General features: G+C 72.7%; 18 protein-coding genes. 7 read left to right on the top strand and 11 right to left on the bottom strand.

Translation table 11 applies throughout. The features are described from left to right. On the bottom strand, window positions 1-666 hold a 666-nt coding region (locus tag ACTZWW_RS10120), incomplete at its 3' end, for a LysR family transcriptional regulator (RefSeq protein WP_444780825.1). 259 nt (window positions 667-925) lie between these two features. Between ACTZWW_RS10120 and ACTZWW_RS10115 the strand changes: the two genes are divergently transcribed. Continuing rightward, window positions 926-1,792, top strand: a complete 867-nt coding sequence (locus ACTZWW_RS10115; RefSeq protein ID WP_444780824.1) for an alpha/beta fold hydrolase — start codon at window positions 926-928, stop codon at window positions 1,790-1,792. 14 nt (window positions 1,793-1,806) lie between these two features. Further along, complete coding sequence (locus tag ACTZWW_RS10110) at window positions 1,807-3,936, top strand: oxidoreductase (protein ID WP_444780823.1); 2,130 nt, start codon at window positions 1,807-1,809, stop codon at window positions 3,934-3,936. A 17-nt stretch (window positions 3,937-3,953) separates the two neighbouring features. Here ACTZWW_RS10110 and ACTZWW_RS10105 read toward each other — a convergent pair whose 3' ends face one another. The 4 genes from ACTZWW_RS10105 to ACTZWW_RS10090 form a co-directional block, all read right to left on the bottom strand. Continuing rightward, entirely contained in the window at window positions 3,954-5,186 is a 1,233-nt protein-coding gene (locus tag ACTZWW_RS10105; RefSeq protein WP_444780822.1) for an FAD-binding domain-containing protein, read from the bottom strand. 102 nt (window positions 5,187-5,288) lie between these two features. Next, window positions 5,289-6,038 (bottom strand): SDR family oxidoreductase, encoded by a 750-nt coding sequence (locus ACTZWW_RS10100; protein WP_444780821.1) that lies wholly within the window; start codon window positions 6,036-6,038, stop codon window positions 5,289-5,291. A gap of 108 nt (window positions 6,039-6,146) precedes the next feature. Then, window positions 6,147-6,530: a DUF5615 family PIN-like protein gene (locus ACTZWW_RS10095; RefSeq protein ID WP_444780829.1), complete on the bottom strand. Its 384-nt coding sequence runs from the start codon at window positions 6,528-6,530 to the stop codon at window positions 6,147-6,149. A gap of 14 nt (window positions 6,531-6,544) precedes the next feature. Beyond that, window positions 6,545-7,186, bottom strand: coding sequence for a DUF433 domain-containing protein (locus ACTZWW_RS10090; RefSeq protein ID WP_444780820.1), 642 nt, complete (start codon window positions 7,184-7,186; stop codon window positions 6,545-6,547). Window positions 7,187-7,499: 313 nt separating this feature from the next. Here ACTZWW_RS10090 and leuB point away from each other — a divergent pair, with 313 nt between their 5' ends. Both leuB and ACTZWW_RS10080 read left to right on the top strand, forming a co-directional pair. After that, window positions 7,500-8,606 carry a 3-isopropylmalate dehydrogenase gene (gene leuB / locus ACTZWW_RS10085; RefSeq protein WP_444780819.1) on the top strand — a complete coding sequence of 369 codons (1,107 nt, stop codon included), beginning with the start codon at window positions 7,500-7,502 and terminating at the stop codon, window positions 8,604-8,606. 110 nt (window positions 8,607-8,716) lie between these two features. Continuing rightward, window positions 8,717-9,223, top strand: coding sequence for an MmcB family DNA repair protein (locus tag ACTZWW_RS10080; protein WP_444780818.1), 507 nt, complete (start codon window positions 8,717-8,719; stop codon window positions 9,221-9,223). Here the strand turns inward: ACTZWW_RS10080 and ACTZWW_RS10075 are convergent. After that, window positions 9,196-10,179, bottom strand: a complete 984-nt coding sequence (locus ACTZWW_RS10075; protein WP_444780817.1) for a uracil-DNA glycosylase — start codon at window positions 10,177-10,179, stop codon at window positions 9,196-9,198. The two genes, ACTZWW_RS10080 and ACTZWW_RS10075, sit on opposite strands and share 28 nt — an antisense overlap. A 149-nt stretch (window positions 10,180-10,328) precedes the next feature. Here ACTZWW_RS10075 and ACTZWW_RS10070 point away from each other — a divergent pair, with 149 nt between their 5' ends. The 3 genes from ACTZWW_RS10070 to ACTZWW_RS10060 all read left to right on the top strand — a co-directional run bounded on the left by ACTZWW_RS10070 (window position 10,329) and on the right by ACTZWW_RS10060 (window position 14,298). Next, window positions 10,329-11,900, top strand: a complete 1,572-nt coding sequence (locus ACTZWW_RS10070; RefSeq protein ID WP_444780816.1) for a TadE/TadG family type IV pilus assembly protein — start codon at window positions 10,329-10,331, stop codon at window positions 11,898-11,900. Between the two features lie 114 nt (window positions 11,901-12,014). Next, entirely contained in the window at window positions 12,015-13,034 is a 1,020-nt protein-coding gene (locus ACTZWW_RS10065; protein ID WP_444780815.1) for a TadE/TadG family type IV pilus assembly protein, read from the top strand. A gap of 94 nt (window positions 13,035-13,128) precedes the next feature. Next, the gene (locus ACTZWW_RS10060; protein WP_444780814.1) at window positions 13,129-14,298 is read left to right on the top strand and encodes a mechanosensitive ion channel family protein; all 1,170 of its coding nucleotides are present in this window, start codon (window positions 13,129-13,131) and stop codon (window positions 14,296-14,298) included. A 110-nt stretch (window positions 14,299-14,408) separates the two neighbouring features. On the opposite strand, the gene ACTZWW_RS10055 is transcribed toward ACTZWW_RS10060, so the two are convergent. The 5 genes from ACTZWW_RS10055 to ACTZWW_RS10035 all read right to left on the bottom strand — a co-directional run bounded on the left by ACTZWW_RS10055 (window position 14,409) and on the right by ACTZWW_RS10035 (window position 19,190). Continuing rightward, window positions 14,409-15,389 (bottom strand): branched-chain amino acid ABC transporter permease, encoded by a 981-nt coding sequence (locus ACTZWW_RS10055; protein ID WP_444780813.1) that lies wholly within the window; start codon window positions 15,387-15,389, stop codon window positions 14,409-14,411. Window positions 15,390-15,400: 11 nt separating this feature from the next. Next, window positions 15,401-16,252: a branched-chain amino acid ABC transporter permease gene (locus ACTZWW_RS10050; RefSeq protein ID WP_444780828.1), complete on the bottom strand. Its 852-nt coding sequence runs from the start codon at window positions 16,250-16,252 to the stop codon at window positions 15,401-15,403. A gap of 117 nt (window positions 16,253-16,369) precedes the next feature. Then, the gene (locus ACTZWW_RS10045; RefSeq protein ID WP_444780812.1) at window positions 16,370-17,575 is read right to left on the bottom strand and encodes an ABC transporter substrate-binding protein; all 1,206 of its coding nucleotides are present in this window, start codon (window positions 17,573-17,575) and stop codon (window positions 16,370-16,372) included. Between the two features lie 51 nt (window positions 17,576-17,626). Beyond that, window positions 17,627-18,379, bottom strand: a complete 753-nt coding sequence (locus ACTZWW_RS10040) for an ABC transporter ATP-binding protein (protein ID WP_444780811.1) — start codon at window positions 18,377-18,379, stop codon at window positions 17,627-17,629. Next, window positions 18,372-19,190: an ABC transporter ATP-binding protein gene (locus tag ACTZWW_RS10035; protein WP_444780810.1), complete on the bottom strand. Its 819-nt coding sequence runs from the start codon at window positions 19,188-19,190 to the stop codon at window positions 18,372-18,374. Before ACTZWW_RS10035 ends, ACTZWW_RS10040 begins: the two co-directional genes overlap by 8 nt. Window positions 19,191-19,221 lie beyond the last annotated feature (31 nt).

The raw sequence follows: 19,221 nt of genomic DNA, 5'->3' as shown, positions 1-19,221 counted from the left end.
CGTGCAGACGATGCGCCAGGGGATGCCCGCGCAGGAGAGGATCGCCAGCGCCCGCGCCCGCCAGGGGCAGCCCTCCGCCGCGACCGCCAGCGGCAGCGGCCCCGCCGGCGGCGCGGCGTCGCGGCGCGCGAACCAGGCCATCGGCTCGGGCCGCAGCCGGCGCGCGCCCGGCGGGAAGGGCGGGCCGCCGTCGGAGAGGATCGCGAGGTCGAGCTTGCCCGCCTCCGCGAGCGCGAGGAGCTCCGACGAGAAGGCGACGGTGAGCTCCACCGCCACGTCCGGCGCCGCCGCGGCCGCCTGCGCCAGCGCCGCGGGCAGCCGCACGAGGCCGACGTCGTCGGCGACGCCGAGGCGCACGCGCGCGGAGGCGAAGTCCGTCTCGAAGCGCTCGCCCACCTCGGCGACGAGGGCGAGGAAGCGCCGGGCGTAGCTCGCCAGCGCCAGGCCCTCGCCGTTCGCCCGCATGCCGTCGCGGGTGCGCACGAAGAGCGCGCGGCCGAGCTGGCGCTCGATACGCACGAGCTGCTTGCTGACCGCCGAGGGCGTCATCGACAGCGCGGCCGCGGCGCGGCGCACCGAGCCGAGCTCGACCACGGCGAGCGCCACCCGCATCGCGTCCGAGCGCAGGATCTGCCGGACGGCGGAGGAGGGCTCCGCATTTCCCATGCTCGCGTTTCCCCCCGGCGTACGCAGCGGTGACGAGGTTTCGCTACAGGAGTGGCTGCTGCGCGTATATCTGTCAACGAAGGAACGGATGTTCGCGCGAGACGGTGCGCCGCGGGCGCTTGGGGCAACGAGTCGTCGGCGGTCGGCCGCGGCGGACGCCCGTTCCGGCGATCCCGGGGTCGATTGGGCCGGCCCCCTCCGGCTCGGCGCCCGGGATCGCGCGCCCCGCGCCGACGCCTGCCGAAAGGAGGAGGAGCCCATGGACGCCCTCGAGCACGCATTCCCGTCGGAGCTCGCGACGCCACATCGATTCGTCCACGACGGCCGGCCGGTCGCCTGGGGCAGCGCCGGGGACGATGCCGGTGAACGTCCGCCGCTCGTCCTCGTGCACGGCACGCCGTTCTCCTCGCAGGTGTGGCGGCGGATCGCACCCTGGCTCGCGCGTGATCGGCGCGTGTACTGGTTCGACCTCCTGGGCTACGGCCGATCGGCGATGGTGCCGGGCGCGGACGTGTCGCTCGGCGTGCAGAACGGGCTCCTCGCCGCGCTGGTGAAGCACTGGGGCCTGGAGCGGCCCGAGGTGCTCGCCCACGATTTCGGCGGCGCGACGGTGCTGCGGGCGATCCTGCTCGACGGGCTTCCCGTCGCGCGCCTGACGCTGGTCGACCCCGTGGCGATCGCGCCGTGGGGCTCGCCTTTCGTCCAGCACGTGCGGTCCCATGAAGAAGCCTTCTCGGGGTTGCCGGACTATGCGCACGAGGCCATGCTGGAGGCCTACATCGCGGGCGCGGCGCATCGGCCTCTGAGCGCGGAGGCGCGCGCCGTGCACATGCGGCCCTGGCTCGGCGCGGTGGGGAAGGCGGCGTTCTACGCCCAGATCGCGCAGATGGACCAGCGCTTCACGGACGCGATCGAGCCGCGGCTCGGCGCGCTCGACATGCCGGTCACCCTGCTGTGGGGCGAGAGGGACGCGTGGATCCCCGTCTCGCAGGGGGAGCGGCTCGCGAGGATGATCCCCGGCGCGCGGCTCGTGCCGGTGCCGGAGGCCGGGCACCTCGTCCAGGAGGACGCGCCCGAGAGCGTGGTCGCCGCCGTCCTCGGCGCGGCGGCCCGACGAGAGCCGTGACCGGAGCGACGACCATGAGCACGGACGAGACCGGAGGGGATGCGAGGGGCGCCGCGGCGGGGGACGGCGGGCGGGTCGACCCGCTGCTCTCGCCCGTCACCATCGGGCGGCTGCGGCTGCGCAACCGCATCCTCTCGACCGCGCACGCGCCCGCCTTCGCCGAGGGCGGACACCCGCGGGAGCGCTATGCCGCCTACCACGTCGAGAAGGCGAAGGGCGGGCTCGCGCTCACCATGATCGGCGGCTCGACCAACGTCTCCGTCGACAGCCCCTCGGTGTTCGGCCAGCTCTACGCGGGGGACGATTCGATCCTGCCCTGGTTCCGGGCGCTGACGGACGGCGTGAAGGCACACGGCGCCGCCGTGATGTGCCAGCTCACGCACATGGGACGCCGGACACTGTGGGACGACGGCGCCTGGCTCCCCGTCGTCGCGCCCTCGCCGCTGCGCGAGCGCGCCCATCGGGCGATCCCGAAGGCGCTCGAGCCCGCAGACCTCGGCCGCATCCGCCGCGACTTCGCCCGCGCCGCCCGGCGCTGCGTCGCGGCGGGCTTCGACGGCATCGAGCTCCTGGCCCACGGCCATCTCCTCGGCCAGCTGCTGACCCCGCACGCCAACCGCCGCGAGGACGCGCTCGGCGGCCCTCTGGAGCAGCGGCTCGTGGCGGTGCTCGACATCGTGCGTGGCGTGCGCGACGCGATCGGCCCGGAACCGGCGCTCGGCCTGCGCATCCCGGGCGACGAGCATCGCGGCGGCGGGCTGTCCGCGGAGGACTGCGTGGCGATCGCGCGGGCGCTCGCGGGCTCGGGGGCCATCGACTTCCTCAACGTCGTCGCAGGTGCGCCCTACGACAATCTCGGGCTCGCCGAATGGGTGCCGCCGATGGGCATGGGCGAGGTCGGCCACCTCGCCGCCGCCGGGCGCATCCGCGCGGCCGCTCGCGTGCCGGTCTTCGCCGCCGGCGGCGTCGCCGACCTCGCCACCGCGCGATACGGCCTGGCCGAGGGGCTCGTCGACATGGTCGGCATGACCCGCGCCCACATGGCCGATCCGCATCTCGTGGCGAAGCTCGCGCGCGGGGAGGAGGACCGCATCCGCCCCTGCGTGGGGCTCGGCTACTGCGTCGACCGGGTGAACCAGGGCAAGGCGGCGGTGTGCGGCCACAACGTCGCGACGGGCCGGGAACTGACGCTTCCCCACGTGATCCCCCCGACGGACGGCGCGAGAAAGCGCGTCCTCGTCGTAGGCGGCGGGCCGGGCGGGCTCGAGGCGGCGCGCGTCGCGGCGCTGCGCGGCCACGCAGTGACCTTGCACGAGGCGACCGCGCGGCTCGGCGGCCAGCTCCTGCTGGCGGGCGCCGGGACGGTGCGGCGCCAGACCCTCGGCGTCGTCGAGTGGCTGGTGGACGAGGTCGTCCGCACGGGCGTCGACGTGCGCTTCGAGTCGTATCTGGAGGCCGAGGACGTGCTCGCGGCGCAGGCCGACGTCGTCGTCCTCGCCACCGGCGGTCTGCCGGCGATCCCGGACGTGCCCGGGGCGGAGCGGATCGACAGCGTGCACGACTTGCTCGGCGGCGCGGTGCGGCCGGAGGGCACGCTCGTCGTCTACGACGAGATCGGGGGCCACGCCGCCGCCGCGGCGGCGGAGGTCGCCGCGCGCAAGATCGTCTCGCAGCCGGGGGCGCGGGCCGGCGCGCGCGTGATCTTCGTCACGCCCGACGAGATGCCGCTCCAGGACCTCGGACCCACCACCCGCGCCGTGGCGCTGCGCGCGCTCTTCCGGCTCGGCGTCGTCTTCGTGCCGAACCGCGCGCTCGTCGGGGTGGAGCCGCAAGAGCGCGCGCGGGGCAACGGGCTCGGCCTTCGGCTCGAGAACACGCTCACCGGGGAGCCGGAGCCGATCGAGGCCGCCGGGCTCGTCGTCGAGAACGGCACCGTGCCCCTCGACGAGATCTGGCGGGCGCTGGTGCCGCACGCGTCGAACGCCGGCGTCCTCGGCCTCGACCGCATCGGGGAGGACCGCTTCGACTTCCCGATCGAGAACCCGTCCGGGCGCTTCGTCCTCGCCCGCATCGGCGACGCGGTCGCCTCGCGCAACATGCATGCGGCCATGCTGGAGGGGATGCGCGTGGCGATGAGCCTGTGAAGCCGCGCCCGTGACCCTCACCGCGGGCCGCGGGCGGCGGCGGGCGGAATCAGCCCCTCCGCAGCGAGGAGATCGGGGATCGCCTTGCGGAAGGCGAAGAAGCCGCGGGTGGCGTGGGGCCAGGCACGATCATCGAGGGAGCGGCGCAGCCGCAGGAGCGCGACGCCGGCATCCGCCAGCGACGCCTCGGCCCGGGCCAGCGCCTGCGCCGCGGGGCCGACGGGGGCCCAGGCGGTCACCAGCGCACCGACGCGCAGCGCCCGTGCGGCGTCGGTGAGCGCCTGTGGCGCCAGCGAGACGGTGTGCGCGGGCACGCCGAAGTGATCCGCCGCCCGCTCCGCCGCATCCGCGGCCGCGCCGCGGGCGAAGGCGAGCACCGCCGTCGACGTCGACAGCGGCGAGCGCGCCGCCGTCGCATGGCCGACGAGGACCGCCTTGGGCCGCACCGGCCCGATCTCCCAGTGCTCCGGCGTCATGTCCTCCTCGGTGACGAGGAGCGCGGCGTCGACCGCGCGCGGCCTGTCGGCAGGCGGCACGCCCGCGGGCGGGGGCGGCGGCGGCTCGCAGAGCGGCTCGGCGTCGCGCGAGAGACAGTCGGGCGCGAAGCGGCCGTTGGTGAAGCGGGCGATGTTGTCGGCCCGCGCGAGATAGGTCTTTCCCGGCGTCTGCAGCCCCGCCGTCCAGCGCCAGGAGAGCGTGTTCGAGGCGGGATCGCCGTCGAGGAGATGGCGCAGGAAGAAGTCCGCCCCCAGCGCCCATGGCAGGCGCAGGGTGAAGATCCAGATCGAGGAGAACCACATCCGCGCGTGGTTGTGGAGATACCCGGTCTCCGCGAGCTCGCGGGCCCAGTCGTCGAAGCCGGCGATGCCGGTGCGCCCCGCGGTCGCCTCCTCGACGCGCCGGCGCAGCGACAGGTCCGTCTCCAGCGCCCGCAGGTCGGCGGCGAGCCGCGCGAGGTAGCGCTCCCACATCGCCGGGCGCTGCTCCAGCCAGCCCTTCCAGTAGGTGCGCCAGAGCACCTCCTGCACGAACTTCTCGGCCGCCTCGAGATCGTGCTCCGCGAGCACCGCCGCCAGCACCTCGCGCTCGCTCACGAGGCGATGGCGCACGAACGGGGAGAGCGTCGACACGTTTCCGCGGTCGCGCGGGCCGCGATCCTCGCTGCGGCTCGCGGCATAGGCGCTCCCCGCCCGCGGCACGAAGCGGGCGAGGCGGGCGAGGCCCTCGGCGCGGGTCGGTGGCGCGAACATGCGATCCTCCTTCGGCGCGGACGCGCGCGGCTCCGGAGGGGGATGATAGGTCGCGGATCCGTTGGAAGACGGCGCGGCGGATCGCCGCGAGGCGGCGGCGCCTCAGCCGCGGCCGACGAACGGCATCTTCGTCGCCATCACCGTCATGAACAGCACGTTGGCGTCGAGCGGCAGGCTCGCCATGTGGGCGACGGCGCGCGCGGCGTGGGCGACGTCCATGGTGGGCTGCGGCGGCGGCGCGCCGGGCGCGTCCGCGCGGGCCGCGTTGAGCGCGCGCACCATCTCCGTCTCGGCGTTGCCGATGTCGATCTGCCCCACCGCGATGTCGTGCGCCCGCCCGTCGAGGGCGAGCGCCTTGGTCAGCCCGGTGATCGCGTGCTTGGTCGCCGTGTAGGGCGCCGAGTTCGGCCGCGGCGTGTGGGCGGAGATCGAGCCGTTGTTGATGATGCGTCCGCCCTTGGGATCTTGGCGCTTCATCAGCCCGTACGCGGCGCGCGCGCACAGGAAGGCACCGGTGAGGTTGACGTCGACGGAGAAGCGCCACTCCTCGAGGGGGAGCTCGTCCACCTCCACCCCGCGGGCGAACAGGCCGGCATTGTTGAAGAGGCAGTCGAGCCGGCCGAAGCGGGCGACGAGCGCCGCGAAGAGCGCCTCGACGGCCGCCTCGTCGGCGACGTCGGTGGGGACGGCGAGCGCCTCGCGGCCGATGGCCCGCACTTCGCCCGCGACGTCCTCCAGCGGCTGCGGCCGGCGCCCGGCGAGCACGAGGTCGAACCCGCCGCGCGCCAGCTCCACGGCCGCCGCCGCCCCGATCCCGGACCCCGCCCCCGTCACCAGCGCGATCTTCGTCATGCCCGTCGTCCTCCCCGCTTCTCGCCCCTCGCGCGCATTTCAGCGCACCGGCAGGTTAGCCGGACGGGGGCGGCAGTGCCAGCGGGTGGCCCTGTACCCGCGGCGGGCTCAGCGGTTCACGCGGATGACAGTCGTCCCGATCTCGACGTAGATGCGCCGCCCTTCGTTCTCGGCACGCCGTGGCCATTCGTGCTCGACGAGCGTGAGCGCCGAGGCCAGGCGCCGTGCGGCATCCGGCTCGAAGCAGCAGAGCTTGATCAGGCTCAGCGAGCGAAAGCGAGCGCGGCTTCCGAGTCCCTGTCGCTGCGCCGCCCTGCGCATGTCCTTGTCGAAGGACACGAGGACGAAGTCGTTGACCTCGGCGACGGTGCAGACGACGGTGTCCGCCGCGCCCTGGCCGGTGACGTCCTTCGCGAGAACAACCTCGTAGCCGGCATCTGCGAGCATGACGCCGACCGACCTGGGTACGTTCTCGTCGAGGTAGAACTTCAGGTGCGCCCACTCCGCTACGCGGCCGCGCCGTCCGCATAGGCCAGGGCGGCCTCGACGTCGGCGCGGGTCAGCGTCGGGTATTCTTCGAGGATGTCCTCGATCGAGTAGCCGGCTTGCGAGAAATGCCTGACCGCCGAGACCGGGATGCGCGTGCCGGCGATCACAGGCGCGTTTCGCACCACGTTGCGGCGCTTCTCGACACGCCCGATCATGCGCTCGTCCCTCCGACGCAGCACGGAGACCTTCTCGCGGATCTCGCTTTCAACGTCTTCCAGCGGAAGGAGAACGTATTGCCCGTCGATCACGCCGCGCGCCTTGCCGGTCTCCGGCTCGTCGAAGTAGACGCGCCGGTTCAGCACGTAGAGCTTAATCTCGGCCCACGGCTCGGCACTATGCTGGAGCAGCTCACGCGCGACGTCTCTCAGGTGTGCCAGTGATACCTTGTACTCGCTCCTGAGGAGCTTGAGCACACGCAGGCCGACGACATCCTTGAAGGAGTAGAGGCGCGCGTGAGGCCGCCCGCGCTCCGCCCGGACGTGCCGAGGCTGGAAGAAGCCGGCGCGGTCCCAGTCGCGCAGGCGCGCCGTGCTCAGCCCCGTCAGCCGCGCGACCTCGTCGGCGGTGAACGCGAAGACGACGGACGAGCGATCGTTCATCGGTTCCTCCCGTTCCCTGGAATGCCGGCCGATCGACCACCGCGGGCGAACGACACAGCGGGCGCTTCCCACACGAGGTAATCTTCCGACCTCCGGGGCGGGGGAGCGTCCGCGCCGCATCTCGAAACGCAAGATGATTCGTCGTGCGACTCGCGTCAATACCCTTTCAGGGTGCATCGACGCCGAGCGCGTGCTGCAGGACGTTCCCCACCCGAGCCCACCGCATCACGCCCCCGCGCCGCCCCCCTCTTGCCCCCGCGCGCGGCCTCCGTCACAAGGCTCGCCAGCGCAATCACGAACCGGACCTCACGCCATGGCGACGCACAAGCTCCTCCTCCTCCCCGGCGACGGGATCGGCCCCGAGGTGATGGGGGAGGTCGAAAAGATCGTCTCCTGGCTGACCAAGGCCGGCGTCGCCGCCTTCGAGACCGAGACCGACCTCGTCGGCGGCGCCGCCTACGATGCGCACGGCGTGGCGATCTCCGAGGACGCGATGCGCCTCGCCGACGCCGCCGACGCGGTGCTGTTCGGCGCGGTCGGCGGGCCGAGATGGGCGGGCGTGCCCTACGCGCACCGCCCGGAGGCGGGGCTCTTGCGCCTGCGCAAGGATCTCGGCCTGTTCGCCAACCTGCGCCCGGCGATCTGCTACCCGGCGCTGGCGAGCGCGTCCTCGCTCAAGCCCGAGCTCGTCGAGGGGCTCGACATCGTCATCGTGCGCGAGCTCACCGGCGGCGTCTATTTCGGCGAGCCCAAGGAGATCGTCACGCTCGAGAACGGCGAGAAGCGCGCCGTCGACACCCAGCTCTACACGACGGGCGAGATCGACCGCATCGCCCGCGTCGCCTTCGAGCTGGCGAGGAAGCGCCGCAACAAGGTCTCCTCGGCGGAGAAGCACAACGTCATGCGCACCGGCGTGCTGTGGAAGGAGGTCGTCACGGCCGTCCACGCGCGGGACTACGCCGACGTGACGCTCGAGCACGTGCTCGCCGACAATTGCGCCATGCAGCTCGTGCGCCGGCCCAAGCAGTACGACGTCATCGTCTGCGACAACCTCTTCGGCGACATCCTCTCCGACGTCGCGGCGATGCTGACGGGCTCGCTCGGCATGCTGCCGTCGGCCTCGCTCGGCGCCGAGGACCCGCAGACGGGCAAGCGCAAGGCGCTCTACGAGCCGGTCCACGGCTCGGCGCCGGACATCGCCGGGGAGGGCCTGGCCAACCCGATCGCGATGATCGGCTCGCTCGCGATGTGCCTGCGCTACTCGTTCGGCCTCGTCGAGGCGGCGGACCGGCTCGAGGCCGCGATCACCACGGCGCTCGCTTCGGGCGCGCGCACCAGGGACATCGCCGCCGAGGGCGCGAACGCGGTCTCGACGTCCGAGATGGGTGACGCGATCGTCGCGGCGCTGGAGCGCGGCTGACCGCGGACGGCGGACGGGTGCCACGCGGCGGGGGCGGGCCCCGCGCCGCGCGCCGCGTTCGCCGGAGCCGGGATGTTCCCTCTTCGATCGCGGCGTGCTAGGAACGAAGCATGACCATGCTCGCGTCAGTCCCGCCCCGATCGCCGGCCCGACCCGACGGTCGCCAGTCGCCGGCCGCCCTGGCGATCCAGCGCGGCGTGCGCCGGCTGTTCGCGGCGCTCGACTGCGTCACCCTGTGCGAGTTCACCCTGCGCTCGGGCCGGCGGGCCGACGTGATCGCGCTGGCGCGCGACGGCAGCGTCTCGATCGTCGAGATCAAGTCGAGCGTGCGGGACTTCCGCGCCGACCGGAAGTGGCCCGACTACCGCGACTTCTGCGACAGGCTCTACTTCGCCGTCGACGCCGGCACGCCGATCGACATCCTGCCGATCGAGACGGGGCTCATCCTCGCGGACGGCTTCGGCGCCGAGATCCTGCGCGAGCCGCCGCATCACCCGCTGGCGCCGGCGCGGCGCAAGGCGCTGACCCTGCGCTTCGCGCGCCAGGCGGCGGCGGGGCTGCATGCCGCGCACGACCCCGAGGCGCGGGCCTATCTCGGCGGGCTGTCGGAAGCCTGAGCGGCCGCGCCCGCCGCGAGCGCGGTGCGCAGCGCACGCAGGTCGCGCCAGGCGAGGCGCTTCACGACGGGATTGCGCAGCAGGTAGGCCGGGTGCAGCATCGGCAGCGCGCGGATCGTGCGCCGGCCGGTGTCGTAGTCCAGCCAGCGCCCGCGCGCCCGGGTGATGCCCTCGCGCACGCCGAGCAGGTGCTGCGTCGCCGGCGCGCCCATGCACACGAGGATGTCCGGATCGCAGAGCGCGATCTGGCGGCGGGTGAAGGGAAGGCAGGCGGCGACCTCCTGCGGCGTCGGCGTGCGGTTGCCCGGCGGTCGCCAGGGCACGACGTTGGCGATGTAGACGTCGGAGCGGCCGAGCCCGATCGCCGCGAGCATGCGGTCGAGAAGCTGCCCCGCGCGCCCGACGAAGGGGATGCCCGAGCGGTCCTCCTCGGCGCCCGGCGCCTCGCCGACGATCATCACCCGCGCACCGGGCCTGCCGTCGGCGAAGACGAGGCTGCGCGCCGAGGCCTTGAGCGCGCAGCCCTCGAAGCCGGCGAGCGCGCGCTCGAGCGCGGGGAGGTCCTCGGCCGCCTCTGCGAGCGCCCGGGCGCTCGCCACCGCACCCTCCGGATCGAGGGCGCCCGGCGGGACCGCGGGACGAGCGGGAGCGCGCTCGGAGGGGGCGGGCCGTGAGCGGTCGGGCTGGGACGGGTCGGGCCGGGACGGCGCGCGCCGCGCCCGCGGATCCTCCCGCCGATCCGCGTCGCGTCGATCCTCGTCGCGCGGTCCTCCGTCCCGCGGTTCCTGGTCCCGCGACCCTTCCTGGCGCTGGCGCGCCGCCTCCGCGAAGCGATCGTGCGGCGTCTCGTCGAGCGCGCAGTCGACCCCCGCGGCGACGTCGAGATCGAGGAGGGCGATCAGCGCGTCGCGCAGGGCATCGTCGTCGAGCGGGGTCTCGTCGTCGCGAGCGGCCATGCGCCATCCCTACGCCATCGGGACCGCGCTGGCGAGACGGGGCGCGTGCGCGCGACGGCGCGCCCGGTAGGCGATCGGATTCCGCTAAAATTAATGGACGCCTGCTAGGGACGGGAAACGCATCCGAACGACAGCACGCGAGCCCATCGATGTTCCGGACGCTCCTCGCCGACCGACGCGGCACGATCGCGGTCGCCTTCGCGCTCTCCATGCTTCCCCTGCTCGGGATGGCGGGAGCCGCGGTGGACTACGCCCGGGTCACGGGCGTGCGCCCGCAGATCCTGACCGCCATGGACCGGACGGCGCTCGCGACCGTGACCCGCACGGAGCAGGTCGGCTCCGAGGACTACGCCCGCACCATGCTGACGACGCTCGTCGGCGACCTGCACGAGGACGTCACCATCACGCGCGTCGATCCCGTCGTCGTCACCGACGAGGAGACCGGCGTGCGGCGCGTGCGCCTGACCGTGCAAGGCAGCCTGCGCACGCGCATCGTGCGGGTGATCGGGTTCGACACGATCCCCTTCACGCTGGAATCGGAAGCGCAGACCTCGAGCCGGCTCTACGAGGTGGTGCTCGTCGTCGACGTGACGGGCTCGATGAAGGGCGGGCGCATCAACGCGCTGCGCTCCTCCGCGCGCACCTTCGTCGAGACGCTGCTGCCGGAGGGCGAGGGCACGGATCTCGTTCGCGTGGCCATCGTTCCCTATTCCGCCACGGTCAACATCGGCCGCGGCAATGCGGGCTTCCTCGCCCCGGCTCCGGGAGGCCTCGCCGCCATCACGCGCAACCGGTACGTCTGGCACGCGAGCGAGGTGCCGCAGAGCCGCTGCCGGGGCACCGGCGTGACCTGGACCCAGGGCCTCTGCCACATCGGGACCCTGTCGGAATGGACCGGAAGCGGCGCGTGTCCCGGTGTCGAGCGCGGAAACAAGTGCTGGGTGGCCGACGGCTGGGCGGGATGCGTGATGGAGCGCGCCGGCTCTCCCGAGGAGCTGACCGACGCGCCGCCGGCCGGGGCGGCGTTCCCGCCCTACTACTGGCCGTCCTGGACCGGATCGGGTGCGCCGAGCGACCGGTACAATTCCTATCTGCCCAACGACGTGGACGAGAGCTGGAACACGAACGCGCAGTCGAACGACGGGCGCGGCCCCAATCTCGGCTGCCCGAAGAACGCGATCGTCCCCTTCACCGCCGACCGCGACCGGCTCCTCACCGAGGTCGGCCGGTTCGAGGCCTGGCACCGCGGCGGGACCTTCGGCCATGTCGGCCTGCTCTGGGGCTGGCGCGTGCTCTCGCCGCGCTGGGACGGGCTGTGGGGACCCGACCCCTGGCCGGACGCGCCGGCCCACGCCCAGTACCAGCGCATCGTGGTGTTCATGACCGACGGCACCAACGGCTTCTACACGGGCCACGCTCCGTCCAACGACAGCGACTACACCGCCTACGGCCGCCTCTCGGACAGCGCGGAGTTCGACCGCTCGAACCACACGCGGCTGCTCGACCAGCGCATGGCGTCCGTCTGCGCGAGCCTGCGCGGCGCGGGTGTCGAGGTCTTCACCGTCGGCTTCTCGGTCTCCGACACGTCGACGCGGCGCCTCCTCGCCGATTGCGCGTCCTCGTCGCAGCACGCCTTCACCTCCGAGGTCTCGACGCTCGTCTCCCATTTCGAGGCGATCGCACGGGACATCTACGAGCGTCGCGTCGCGCTCACGCGCTGATCGACGGACGTCTCGCATTCTACCGATCGGCTGCGCGCAGCGGTAACGCGGCTTCGTCACCCTCGCCTGCGTTGGACGTCCACGGGCGTCCGTGTGCTGCGTGAGAGGTGGTCCATGCGTCCGCGATGCCTGCGACGATTCCTGCGCGATCGGAGCGGCGTCGTCGCCGTCGCCTTCGCCCTGAGCCTCCTGCCCGCGCTCGGCGTGACCGGTGCCGGAATCGACTACGCGCGCTCGGCGGCCGTCGCTTCGGCCCTCCAGGCGGAGGCCGACGCCTTCGCGCTGTCGAGCCACGATGCGGCCGATCGCGACGCGGTCGCGGCGGCGGCGAAGCAGGCGATCCTCGCGCGGCTCGGCGACCAGGTGCGCGACGTCGCGGTCGAGACCCGCGCCGTCCCGCGCGCCGACGGCGGCACCGAGCACGAGGTGACGGTGAGCGCCGACGTGCCGCTCAGCATCGTCTCCGCGGTGCCCGGCATGCCCGACGTCCTGCGGGTCGAGGTCGTGGCGGTCGCCCGCGCTCTCAACCGCGTCGTCACGCCCGAGCCGCCGCTCGTCCAGCTCAGCCACGAGGCGGCGGACTACAACCAGATCTGGGCGTACTGCTTCGATCCGGAGCGCAGGGGGCTGGGCAACGGCGTCGGCGCGCAGGGGCAGCGCTCGAGGATGACGCTCATCGCCGACAACGGCGGCTCGGAGATCGCCTACCGGATGCCGGTCTGCGCCGAGGGCGAGTCGCTCAGCCTGCGCCTGCGCAACGTGCGCAATTCGCGCACGCGGCCCGAGCGCTGGAACAACCCGAACGTGGAGCAGTACGACTATTATTCCGACACGACGATCACGCCCGGCAATGCGGTGAAGCTCAACTTCCCCAAGGACGCCGACGTCGCCGAGACCGTCTTCTGCGAGACGCTCGACATCTGCCACGACGGCGCGGGCGGCGTGCTGCCGCGGGGCAAGCACCGCAACCCGCACGCGGCGAACAAGCCCTGCCGGGAGGGCGCCTTCATGTTCTACGGCTTCGAGGACCGGCCCTCGCCGCGCTTCAACGGCGACGGCGACTTCGACGACATCCGCATCATCCTCGGCTGCTCGGTGACCGAGGAGGAAGCCGAGCTCGTGCTGGTGCGCTGAGGGCCGGCGGTCGCCCCGCCCAGCCCGGGCCCCGCGGAACCGCCGCGCTCGGCGCCGCGTTCGCCACGGTTCACGAGCCGGGGGAGGGACCGAGGTGGAGCGTATCGCAGCGCTCGCCCGCGACGCGGGCGGCATCGTCGCGGGGCTGCCGGCGTGGGCGCAGACGGCGCTCGTGCTCGGGCTCTTCGCGCTCGCGGCGCTCCTCGTCCACGCCCTCGTCGTGCGGGCGATCCGCGCCACGATCGGCCGGCGGATGGGCGCGTTCGGCCGCGGCATCCTCGACCGCATCCGCCGCCCGACGCGGCTCGCCTTCGTCATCGTCGTCCTCGCCGGCGCGCTGCCGGCGGTCCCGCTCGCCGCCGGCACGCGGGGCTGGGTCGCCTACCTCCTGCTGCTAGCGCTGATCGTCGTCCTCGGCTGGGCGCTGATCATCGTCGTGGACGTCGCGGCCGAGGTCTACCTGCGCCGCCTGCCGCGTGAGAGCGAGGACGCGACGCTGGCGCGCAAGGCGTCGACGCAGGTGCGGCTCCTGCGCCGCATCGCCGTGATCCTGGTCGCCTTCCTCACCGTGGCGGCGCTGCTGACGACGAGCCCGGTGGCGCGACAGTACGGCACGAGCCTGTTCGCGTCCGCGGGCGTCGCGGGGCTCGTGATCGGGCTCGCGGCGCAGCCGGCCCTGTCGAACATCATCGCCGGCCTGCAGATCGCCATCACCCAACCGATGCGGCTCGAGGACGCGGTGATCGTCGAGGGCGAGTTCGGCTTCATCGAGGACATCCGCACGAGCTACGTCGTCGTGCGGCTGTGGGACCTGCGCCGGCTGATCGTGCCGCTCAAGCGCTTCATCGAGCAGCCCTTCCAGAACTGGACGCGGGAGGCGCCGCAGCTGATCGGCTCCGTCGTCCTGCACGTGGACTACGGCGCGCCGGTCGCCGCCATCCGCGCGCGGCTGGAGGCGCTGGTGCGCGAGAACCCGCTCTTCGACGGCGAGGTCGTGGGGCTGCAGGTGATCGACGCCGGCCGCGACACGATGACCGTGCGCGGCCTCATGAGCGCGCGCACGCCCGCCGAGGCCTGGGACCTGCGCTGCGCCGTGCGCGAGGCGCTGATCGCCTGGCTCCAGGACGAGCACCCGAGCGCCCTGCCGCAGGTGCGCACCCGCACCGTCGCGGGCGGGCCGCAGACCGCCGCGGCGGCCGAGGCCGTCGCGGACGGAGCCGAGGGCGCCGAGGGTGTCGAGGGCGCGGACGCGGGCCGAGGATGATCGACGTGCGTCGCCCGAGTTCCGAGCCGCCGCTGGAGGGAAGGTGAAGGCCCGCCCCCGCCGCGCTCGGCCGACGCTCATCGCCCCGCCGGGGCGGAAGCGCCTGTCCCCTAGGCGGAGCCGCCCCGCTCCGCGGGGGCGGTCGCGGCGGCGTCCGCGCCTCGGCGGCGGCGCGTCTGCGCGAAGGCGATGGCCTCGCCGACGATGCCGCGGCGGAACAGCAGCACGACCACGACGAAGATCACGCCCTGCGTCACCAGCACCCATTCGCCGAAGCCGGCGAGGTAGTTCTGCATGGTGACGATCACCGCCGCGCCCACCACCGGGCCGTACACCGTGCCCATGCCGCCCACCAGCGTCATCAGCACCACCTCGCCGGACATCTGCCAGGCGACGTCGGTGAGCGAGGCGAGCTGGAAGGCGAGCGCCTTCGTCGCCCCCGCCAGCCCGGCGAGCGCGGCCGACAGCGTGAAGGCGAGGAGCTTGTAGCGGTCGACCGCGTAGCCGAGCGAGATCGCGCGAGGCTCGTTCTCGCGAATGGCCTTGAGCACCTGCCCGAAGGGCGAGTGGATCGTGCGATGGATCAGCAGGAAGCCGGCGGTGAAGATCGCCAGCACGACGTAGTAGAGCACCGTGTCGTCGCGCGTGTCGATCACGCCGAGGATCGGCGTGCGCGGGATAGCCTGGATGCCGTCCTCGCCGCCGGTGAAGGGCGCCTGGAGCGCGAAGAAGTAGAACATCTGCGCGAGCGCCAGCGTCACCATGGCGAAGTAGATGCCCTGCCGCCGGATCGCCAGCGCGCCGACGACGAGGCCCATGGCCCCGGCCGCGAGCGCGGCCGCGGGGATCGCCAGTTCCGGCGGCCAGCCCCAGACCTTGAGCATGTGGCCGCAGAAGTACGAGGCGCCTCCGAAGAACATCGCATGCCCGAAGGAGAGCAGGCCAACGTAGCCGACGAGCAGGTTGAAGGCGCAGGCGAAGAGCGCGAAGCACAGCACCTTCACCAGGAAGACCGGGTAGAGGAACCACGGCGCGACGAGCGCCAGCGCGAGGAAGGCGAGGAACGCGAGCGTGCCGCGCGAGATGGTCATGCGATCCCCTCTCACCTGGCCGTGCCGAACAGGCCGGCGGGCTTCACGAGGAGCACGATCGCCATGACGACGAAGATCACCGTGCTCGACGCCTCCGGCCAGAACACCCTGGTGAGGCCCTCCACGATACCGAGCGCGTAGCCCGTGACGATGGCGCCGAGGATCGAGCCCATCCCGCCGATCACCACCACCGCGAAGACGACGATGATCAGGTTCGCGCCCATGAGCGGGCTCACCTGGTAGATCGGCGCGGCGAGCACCCCGGCGAAGCCCGCCAGCGCGACGCCGAAGCCGTAGGTCAGCGTGATCATCAAGGGCACGTTGACGCCGAACGCCTGCACGAGGTCCGGCCGCTCGGTGGCCGCGCGCAGGTAGGACCCGAGCTTGGTGCGCTCGATCACGAGCCATGTCCCGAAGCAGACGACGAGCGAGGCGACGACGACCCAGCCGCGGTAGGTCGGCAGGAACATGAAGCCGAGATTGGTCCCGCCCGGCAGCGGGTTCGGGTAGGGCTGGCCGGAGACGCCGTATTGCGAGCGGAACAGGCCCTCGATGATCAGCGCGAGCCCGAAGGTCAGCAGCAGGCCGTAGAGGTGGTCGAGGTGGTAGAGGCGCCGCAGCAGCGTGCGCTCGATCACGATGCCCACCGCCCCGACGACCGCCGGCGCGAGCACCAGCGCGCCCCAGTAGGGCACGCCGAAGACGACGAGCAGGATGTAGGCGACGAAGGCCCCCATCATGTACTGCGCGCCGTGCGTGAAGTTGATGACGTTGAGGAGCCCGAAGATGACCGCGAGCCCGAGGCTCAGAACCGCGTAGAAGGCGCCGTTGATCAGCCCGAGCATGAGCTGGCCGAACAGCATCTGCGGGGACACTCCGATGAGCTCGAGCACGGGCGGCGGGCCTCGATCCTGGCGGTGGACGAACGGACGGGAGCGGCGGGCGCGGGGCGGGGCCGGACCCTGCCCCGCGCCGCGCGATCAGTTCACCAGCGGGCACTCGCCCTCGGCGAGCGGGCGGAAGGCCTCCGCCGCGGGGATCGTGGCGCGCAGGCGGTAGTAGTCCCACGGGCCTTCCGACTCCTCCGGCGCCTTCACCTCGAACAGGTACATGTCGTGGATCTTGCGCCCGTCCTGCCGAATCTCGCCCTCGCCGAAGAGCCGGTCGCTGGTCGGCATCTCCTTCATCGCCGCGACGACGGCGGCGCCGTCCTCCGCCGAGCCGACCTCGGCGACGGCCTTGAGGTAGTGGGTCACGGCCGAGTAGACGCCGGCATGGACCATCGTGGGATGCCGGCCGTCGTTGGCGGCGGCGAACTCCTCCGCGAAGGCGCGGTTGGCGTCGTTCAGGTCCCAGTACCAGGCCTCGGTGAAGATCAGGCCCTGCGCCGCAGGCAGGCCGAGCGCGTGCACGTCGGTGAGGAACATCAGGAGCGCCGCGAGGCTCTGGCCGGACTGGACGATGCCGAACTCCGCCGCCTGCTTGACGGTGTTGACCGTGTCGCCGCCGGCGTTGGCGAGCCCGATGATCTGCGCGCCCGAGGCCTGCGCCTGGAGGAGGAAGGACGAGAAGTCCGAGCCCGGGAACGGGTGGCGCACGGTGCCCACCACCGCGCCGCCGTTCGCCTCCACGACCGCCGCGGTGTCGCGCTCGAGCGCGTGGCCGAAGGCGTAGTCCGCCGTGATGAAGAACCAGCTCTCCCCGCCGGTCTCGACGATCGCCTTGCCGGTGCCGTTGGCGAGCGACCAGGTGTCGTAGGTCCAGTGCACGGTGTTGGGCGAGCAGGCCTTGCCGGTGAGGTCCGACGTCGCCGCGCCCGACGACAGGAACACCTTGTTGCGCTCGCGGGTGAGCTCGTTGATGGCGAGCGCCACCGACGAGGTCGGCACGTCGACGATCATGTCGACGCCGTCGACGTCGTACCATTGCCGCGCCACGGAGGAGCCGACGTCCGGCTTGTTCTGGTGGTCGGCGAAGACGAGCTCGACCGAAAGCCCGTGCGCGGCGGGATCGAAGTCCGCGATCGCCTCGCGCGCGGCCCAGACCGAGCCCTGGCCGGTGAGATCGGAATAGAGGCCCGACTGGTCGTTGAGGACGCCGATCGTCACCTCGGTCTGCGCGGCGGCGTCGCCCGCCGCGCCGAGCGCGAGCGCGGAGAGGCCGGCGAGGAGCATGCGGTTCGTCATGGTCGTTCTCCCTTCGGTTGCGGCGCGGCCCGGACGCCGCGACATTCTTCTTCAGACGCCGAGATAGTCCTGCAGCGTCTTCATGCTGGAGCCGATCTCCTCGTTGCGGAACATCTCCACCACCTGCCCGTGCTCGACGACGTAGTGCCGATCGGCGACGGTGGCGGCGAAGTGGAAGTTCTGCTCGACGAGCAGGATGGTGAAGCCCTTCTCCTTGAGCGCGCGGATGATGGCGCCGATCTGCTGCACGATGACCGGCGCGAGCCCCTCCGTCGGCTCGTCGAGCAGCAGCAGCGTCGCTCCGGTGCGCAGCACGCGGGCGATGGCGAGCATCTGCTGCTCGCCGCCGGAGAGCTTGGTGCCCTGGCTCGCCCGGCGCTCCCGGAGGCGCGGGAACAGCGCGTAGACCTCCGCGACGCTCATGCCGCCGGGCTTGACCACCGGTGGCAGCTCCAGGTTCTCGCGCACGTCGAGGCTCGCGAAGATGCCGCGCTCCTCCGGCACGTAGCCGATCCCGAGCCGCGCGATCCTGTCGGAGCGCAGCGCCATGGTCTCGACCCCGTCGAAGACGATCGAGCCCGTGCGCTGGCGCAGCATGCCCATGATCGCGCGCATCGTCGTGGTCTTGCCGGCGCCGTTGCGCCCGAGCAGCGTCACGACCTCGCCCGCCGCGATCTCGAACGCCATGCCGTGCAGCACGTGGCTCTCGCCGTACCAGGCGTCGAGATCGCGCACGCGCAGGAGAGGGCTCGCGACGCCGCCGGCGTCCCCTCCGCGGCTCGTCGTCGTCGTCGCCTCAGCCATGGGCCTGCGCCGCCCCGCTCGCGTCCGCACCGGTCCCCGCCCCCGTGCCCATCCCCGTGCCCATCCCCGTGCCCATGTACGCCTCCACCACCCGCGGGTCGGTCGAGACCTCCGCGTAGGAGCCCTGCGCCAGGATCTCCCCGCGGGCGAGCACGGTGATCGTGTCGGAGAGGTCGGCGACGACCGAGAGGTTGTGCTCGACCATCAGCACGGTGCGGTCCATCGCGACGCGGCGGATCAGCGCCGCGGTGCGGCCGATGTCCTCGCGCCCCATGCCCGAGGTCGGCTCGTCGAGCAGCAGCATCTCGGGATCGAGGGCGAGGGTCGTGGCGATCTCGAGCGCGCGCTTGCGCCCGTAGGGCAGCTCGTTCGCCGTCAGGTTCCGGTAGTCGGCGAGGCCCACGTCCTCGAGCAGCGCCGTAGCCCGCGCGTCGAGGGCCGACAGCGAGCGCTCCGAGCGCCAGAAGTGGAAGGAGGTGCCGAGTTTGCGCTGCAGCGCGACGCGCACGTTCTCGAGCAGCGTGAGATTGCCGAAGGTCGCCGAGATCTGGAAGCTGCGCACCATGCCCATCTTCGCCACGTCGGCCGGCTTCGCGCGGGTGACGTCGCGCCCGCCGAACAGGATCGTCCCGCGCGTCGGCTCCAGGAACTTGGTGATCAGGTTGAAGCAGGTGGTCTTGCCGGCGCCGTTGGGGCCGATCAGAGCATGGATCGCCCCACGCCGCACCTTCAGGTGGACGCCCGAGACCGCGGCGAAACCCTTGAATTCCTTCGTCAGGCCCCGCGTCTCGAGGATGATGCCACCGCTCATGCACACCGCCCCGCCTCGTGCGCGGCCATGT

This window comes from Salinarimonas sp. NSM (assembly GCF_052380005.1).
Lineage (GTDB): Bacteria > Pseudomonadota > Alphaproteobacteria > Rhizobiales > Beijerinckiaceae > Salinarimonas.
The sequence above is the reverse complement of the archived record's forward strand: the minus strand, read 5'-3'. Positions and strand labels throughout refer to the sequence as shown.

Coding starts and splice junctions, on each gene's coding strand:
- ACTZWW_RS10115 (WP_444780824.1), top strand. CDS start 926: ATGGACGCCCTCGAGCACGCATTCCCGTCGGAGCTCGCGACGCCACAT.
- ACTZWW_RS10110 (WP_444780823.1), top strand. CDS start 1,807: ATGAGCACGGACGAGACCGGAGGGGATGCGAGGGGCGCCGCGGCGGGG.
- ACTZWW_RS10105 (WP_444780822.1), bottom strand. CDS start 5,186: ATGTTCGCGCCACCGACCCGCGCCGAGGGCCTCGCCCGCCTCGCCCGC.
- ACTZWW_RS10100 (WP_444780821.1), bottom strand. CDS start 6,038: ATGACGAAGATCGCGCTGGTGACGGGGGCGGGGTCCGGGATCGGGGCG.
- ACTZWW_RS10090 (WP_444780820.1), bottom strand. CDS start 7,186: ATGAACGATCGCTCGTCCGTCGTCTTCGCGTTCACCGCCGACGAGGTC.
- leuB (WP_444780819.1), top strand. CDS start 7,500: ATGGCGACGCACAAGCTCCTCCTCCTCCCCGGCGACGGGATCGGCCCC.
- ACTZWW_RS10080 (WP_444780818.1), top strand. CDS start 8,717: ATGACCATGCTCGCGTCAGTCCCGCCCCGATCGCCGGCCCGACCCGAC.
- ACTZWW_RS10075 (WP_444780817.1), bottom strand. CDS start 10,179: ATGGCCGCTCGCGACGACGAGACCCCGCTCGACGACGATGCCCTGCGC.
- ACTZWW_RS10070 (WP_444780816.1), top strand. CDS start 10,329: ATGTTCCGGACGCTCCTCGCCGACCGACGCGGCACGATCGCGGTCGCC.
- ACTZWW_RS10065 (WP_444780815.1), top strand. CDS start 12,015: ATGCGTCCGCGATGCCTGCGACGATTCCTGCGCGATCGGAGCGGCGTC.
- ACTZWW_RS10055 (WP_444780813.1), bottom strand. CDS start 15,389: ATGACCATCTCGCGCGGCACGCTCGCGTTCCTCGCCTTCCTCGCGCTG.
- ACTZWW_RS10050 (WP_444780828.1), bottom strand. CDS start 16,252: ATGCTGTTCGGCCAGCTCATGCTCGGGCTGATCAACGGCGCCTTCTAC.
- ACTZWW_RS10045 (WP_444780812.1), bottom strand. CDS start 17,575: ATGACGAACCGCATGCTCCTCGCCGGCCTCTCCGCGCTCGCGCTCGGC.
- ACTZWW_RS10040 (WP_444780811.1), bottom strand. CDS start 18,379: ATGGCTGAGGCGACGACGACGACGAGCCGCGGAGGGGACGCCGGCGGC.
- ACTZWW_RS10035 (WP_444780810.1), bottom strand. CDS start 19,190: ATGAGCGGTGGCATCATCCTCGAGACGCGGGGCCTGACGAAGGAATTC.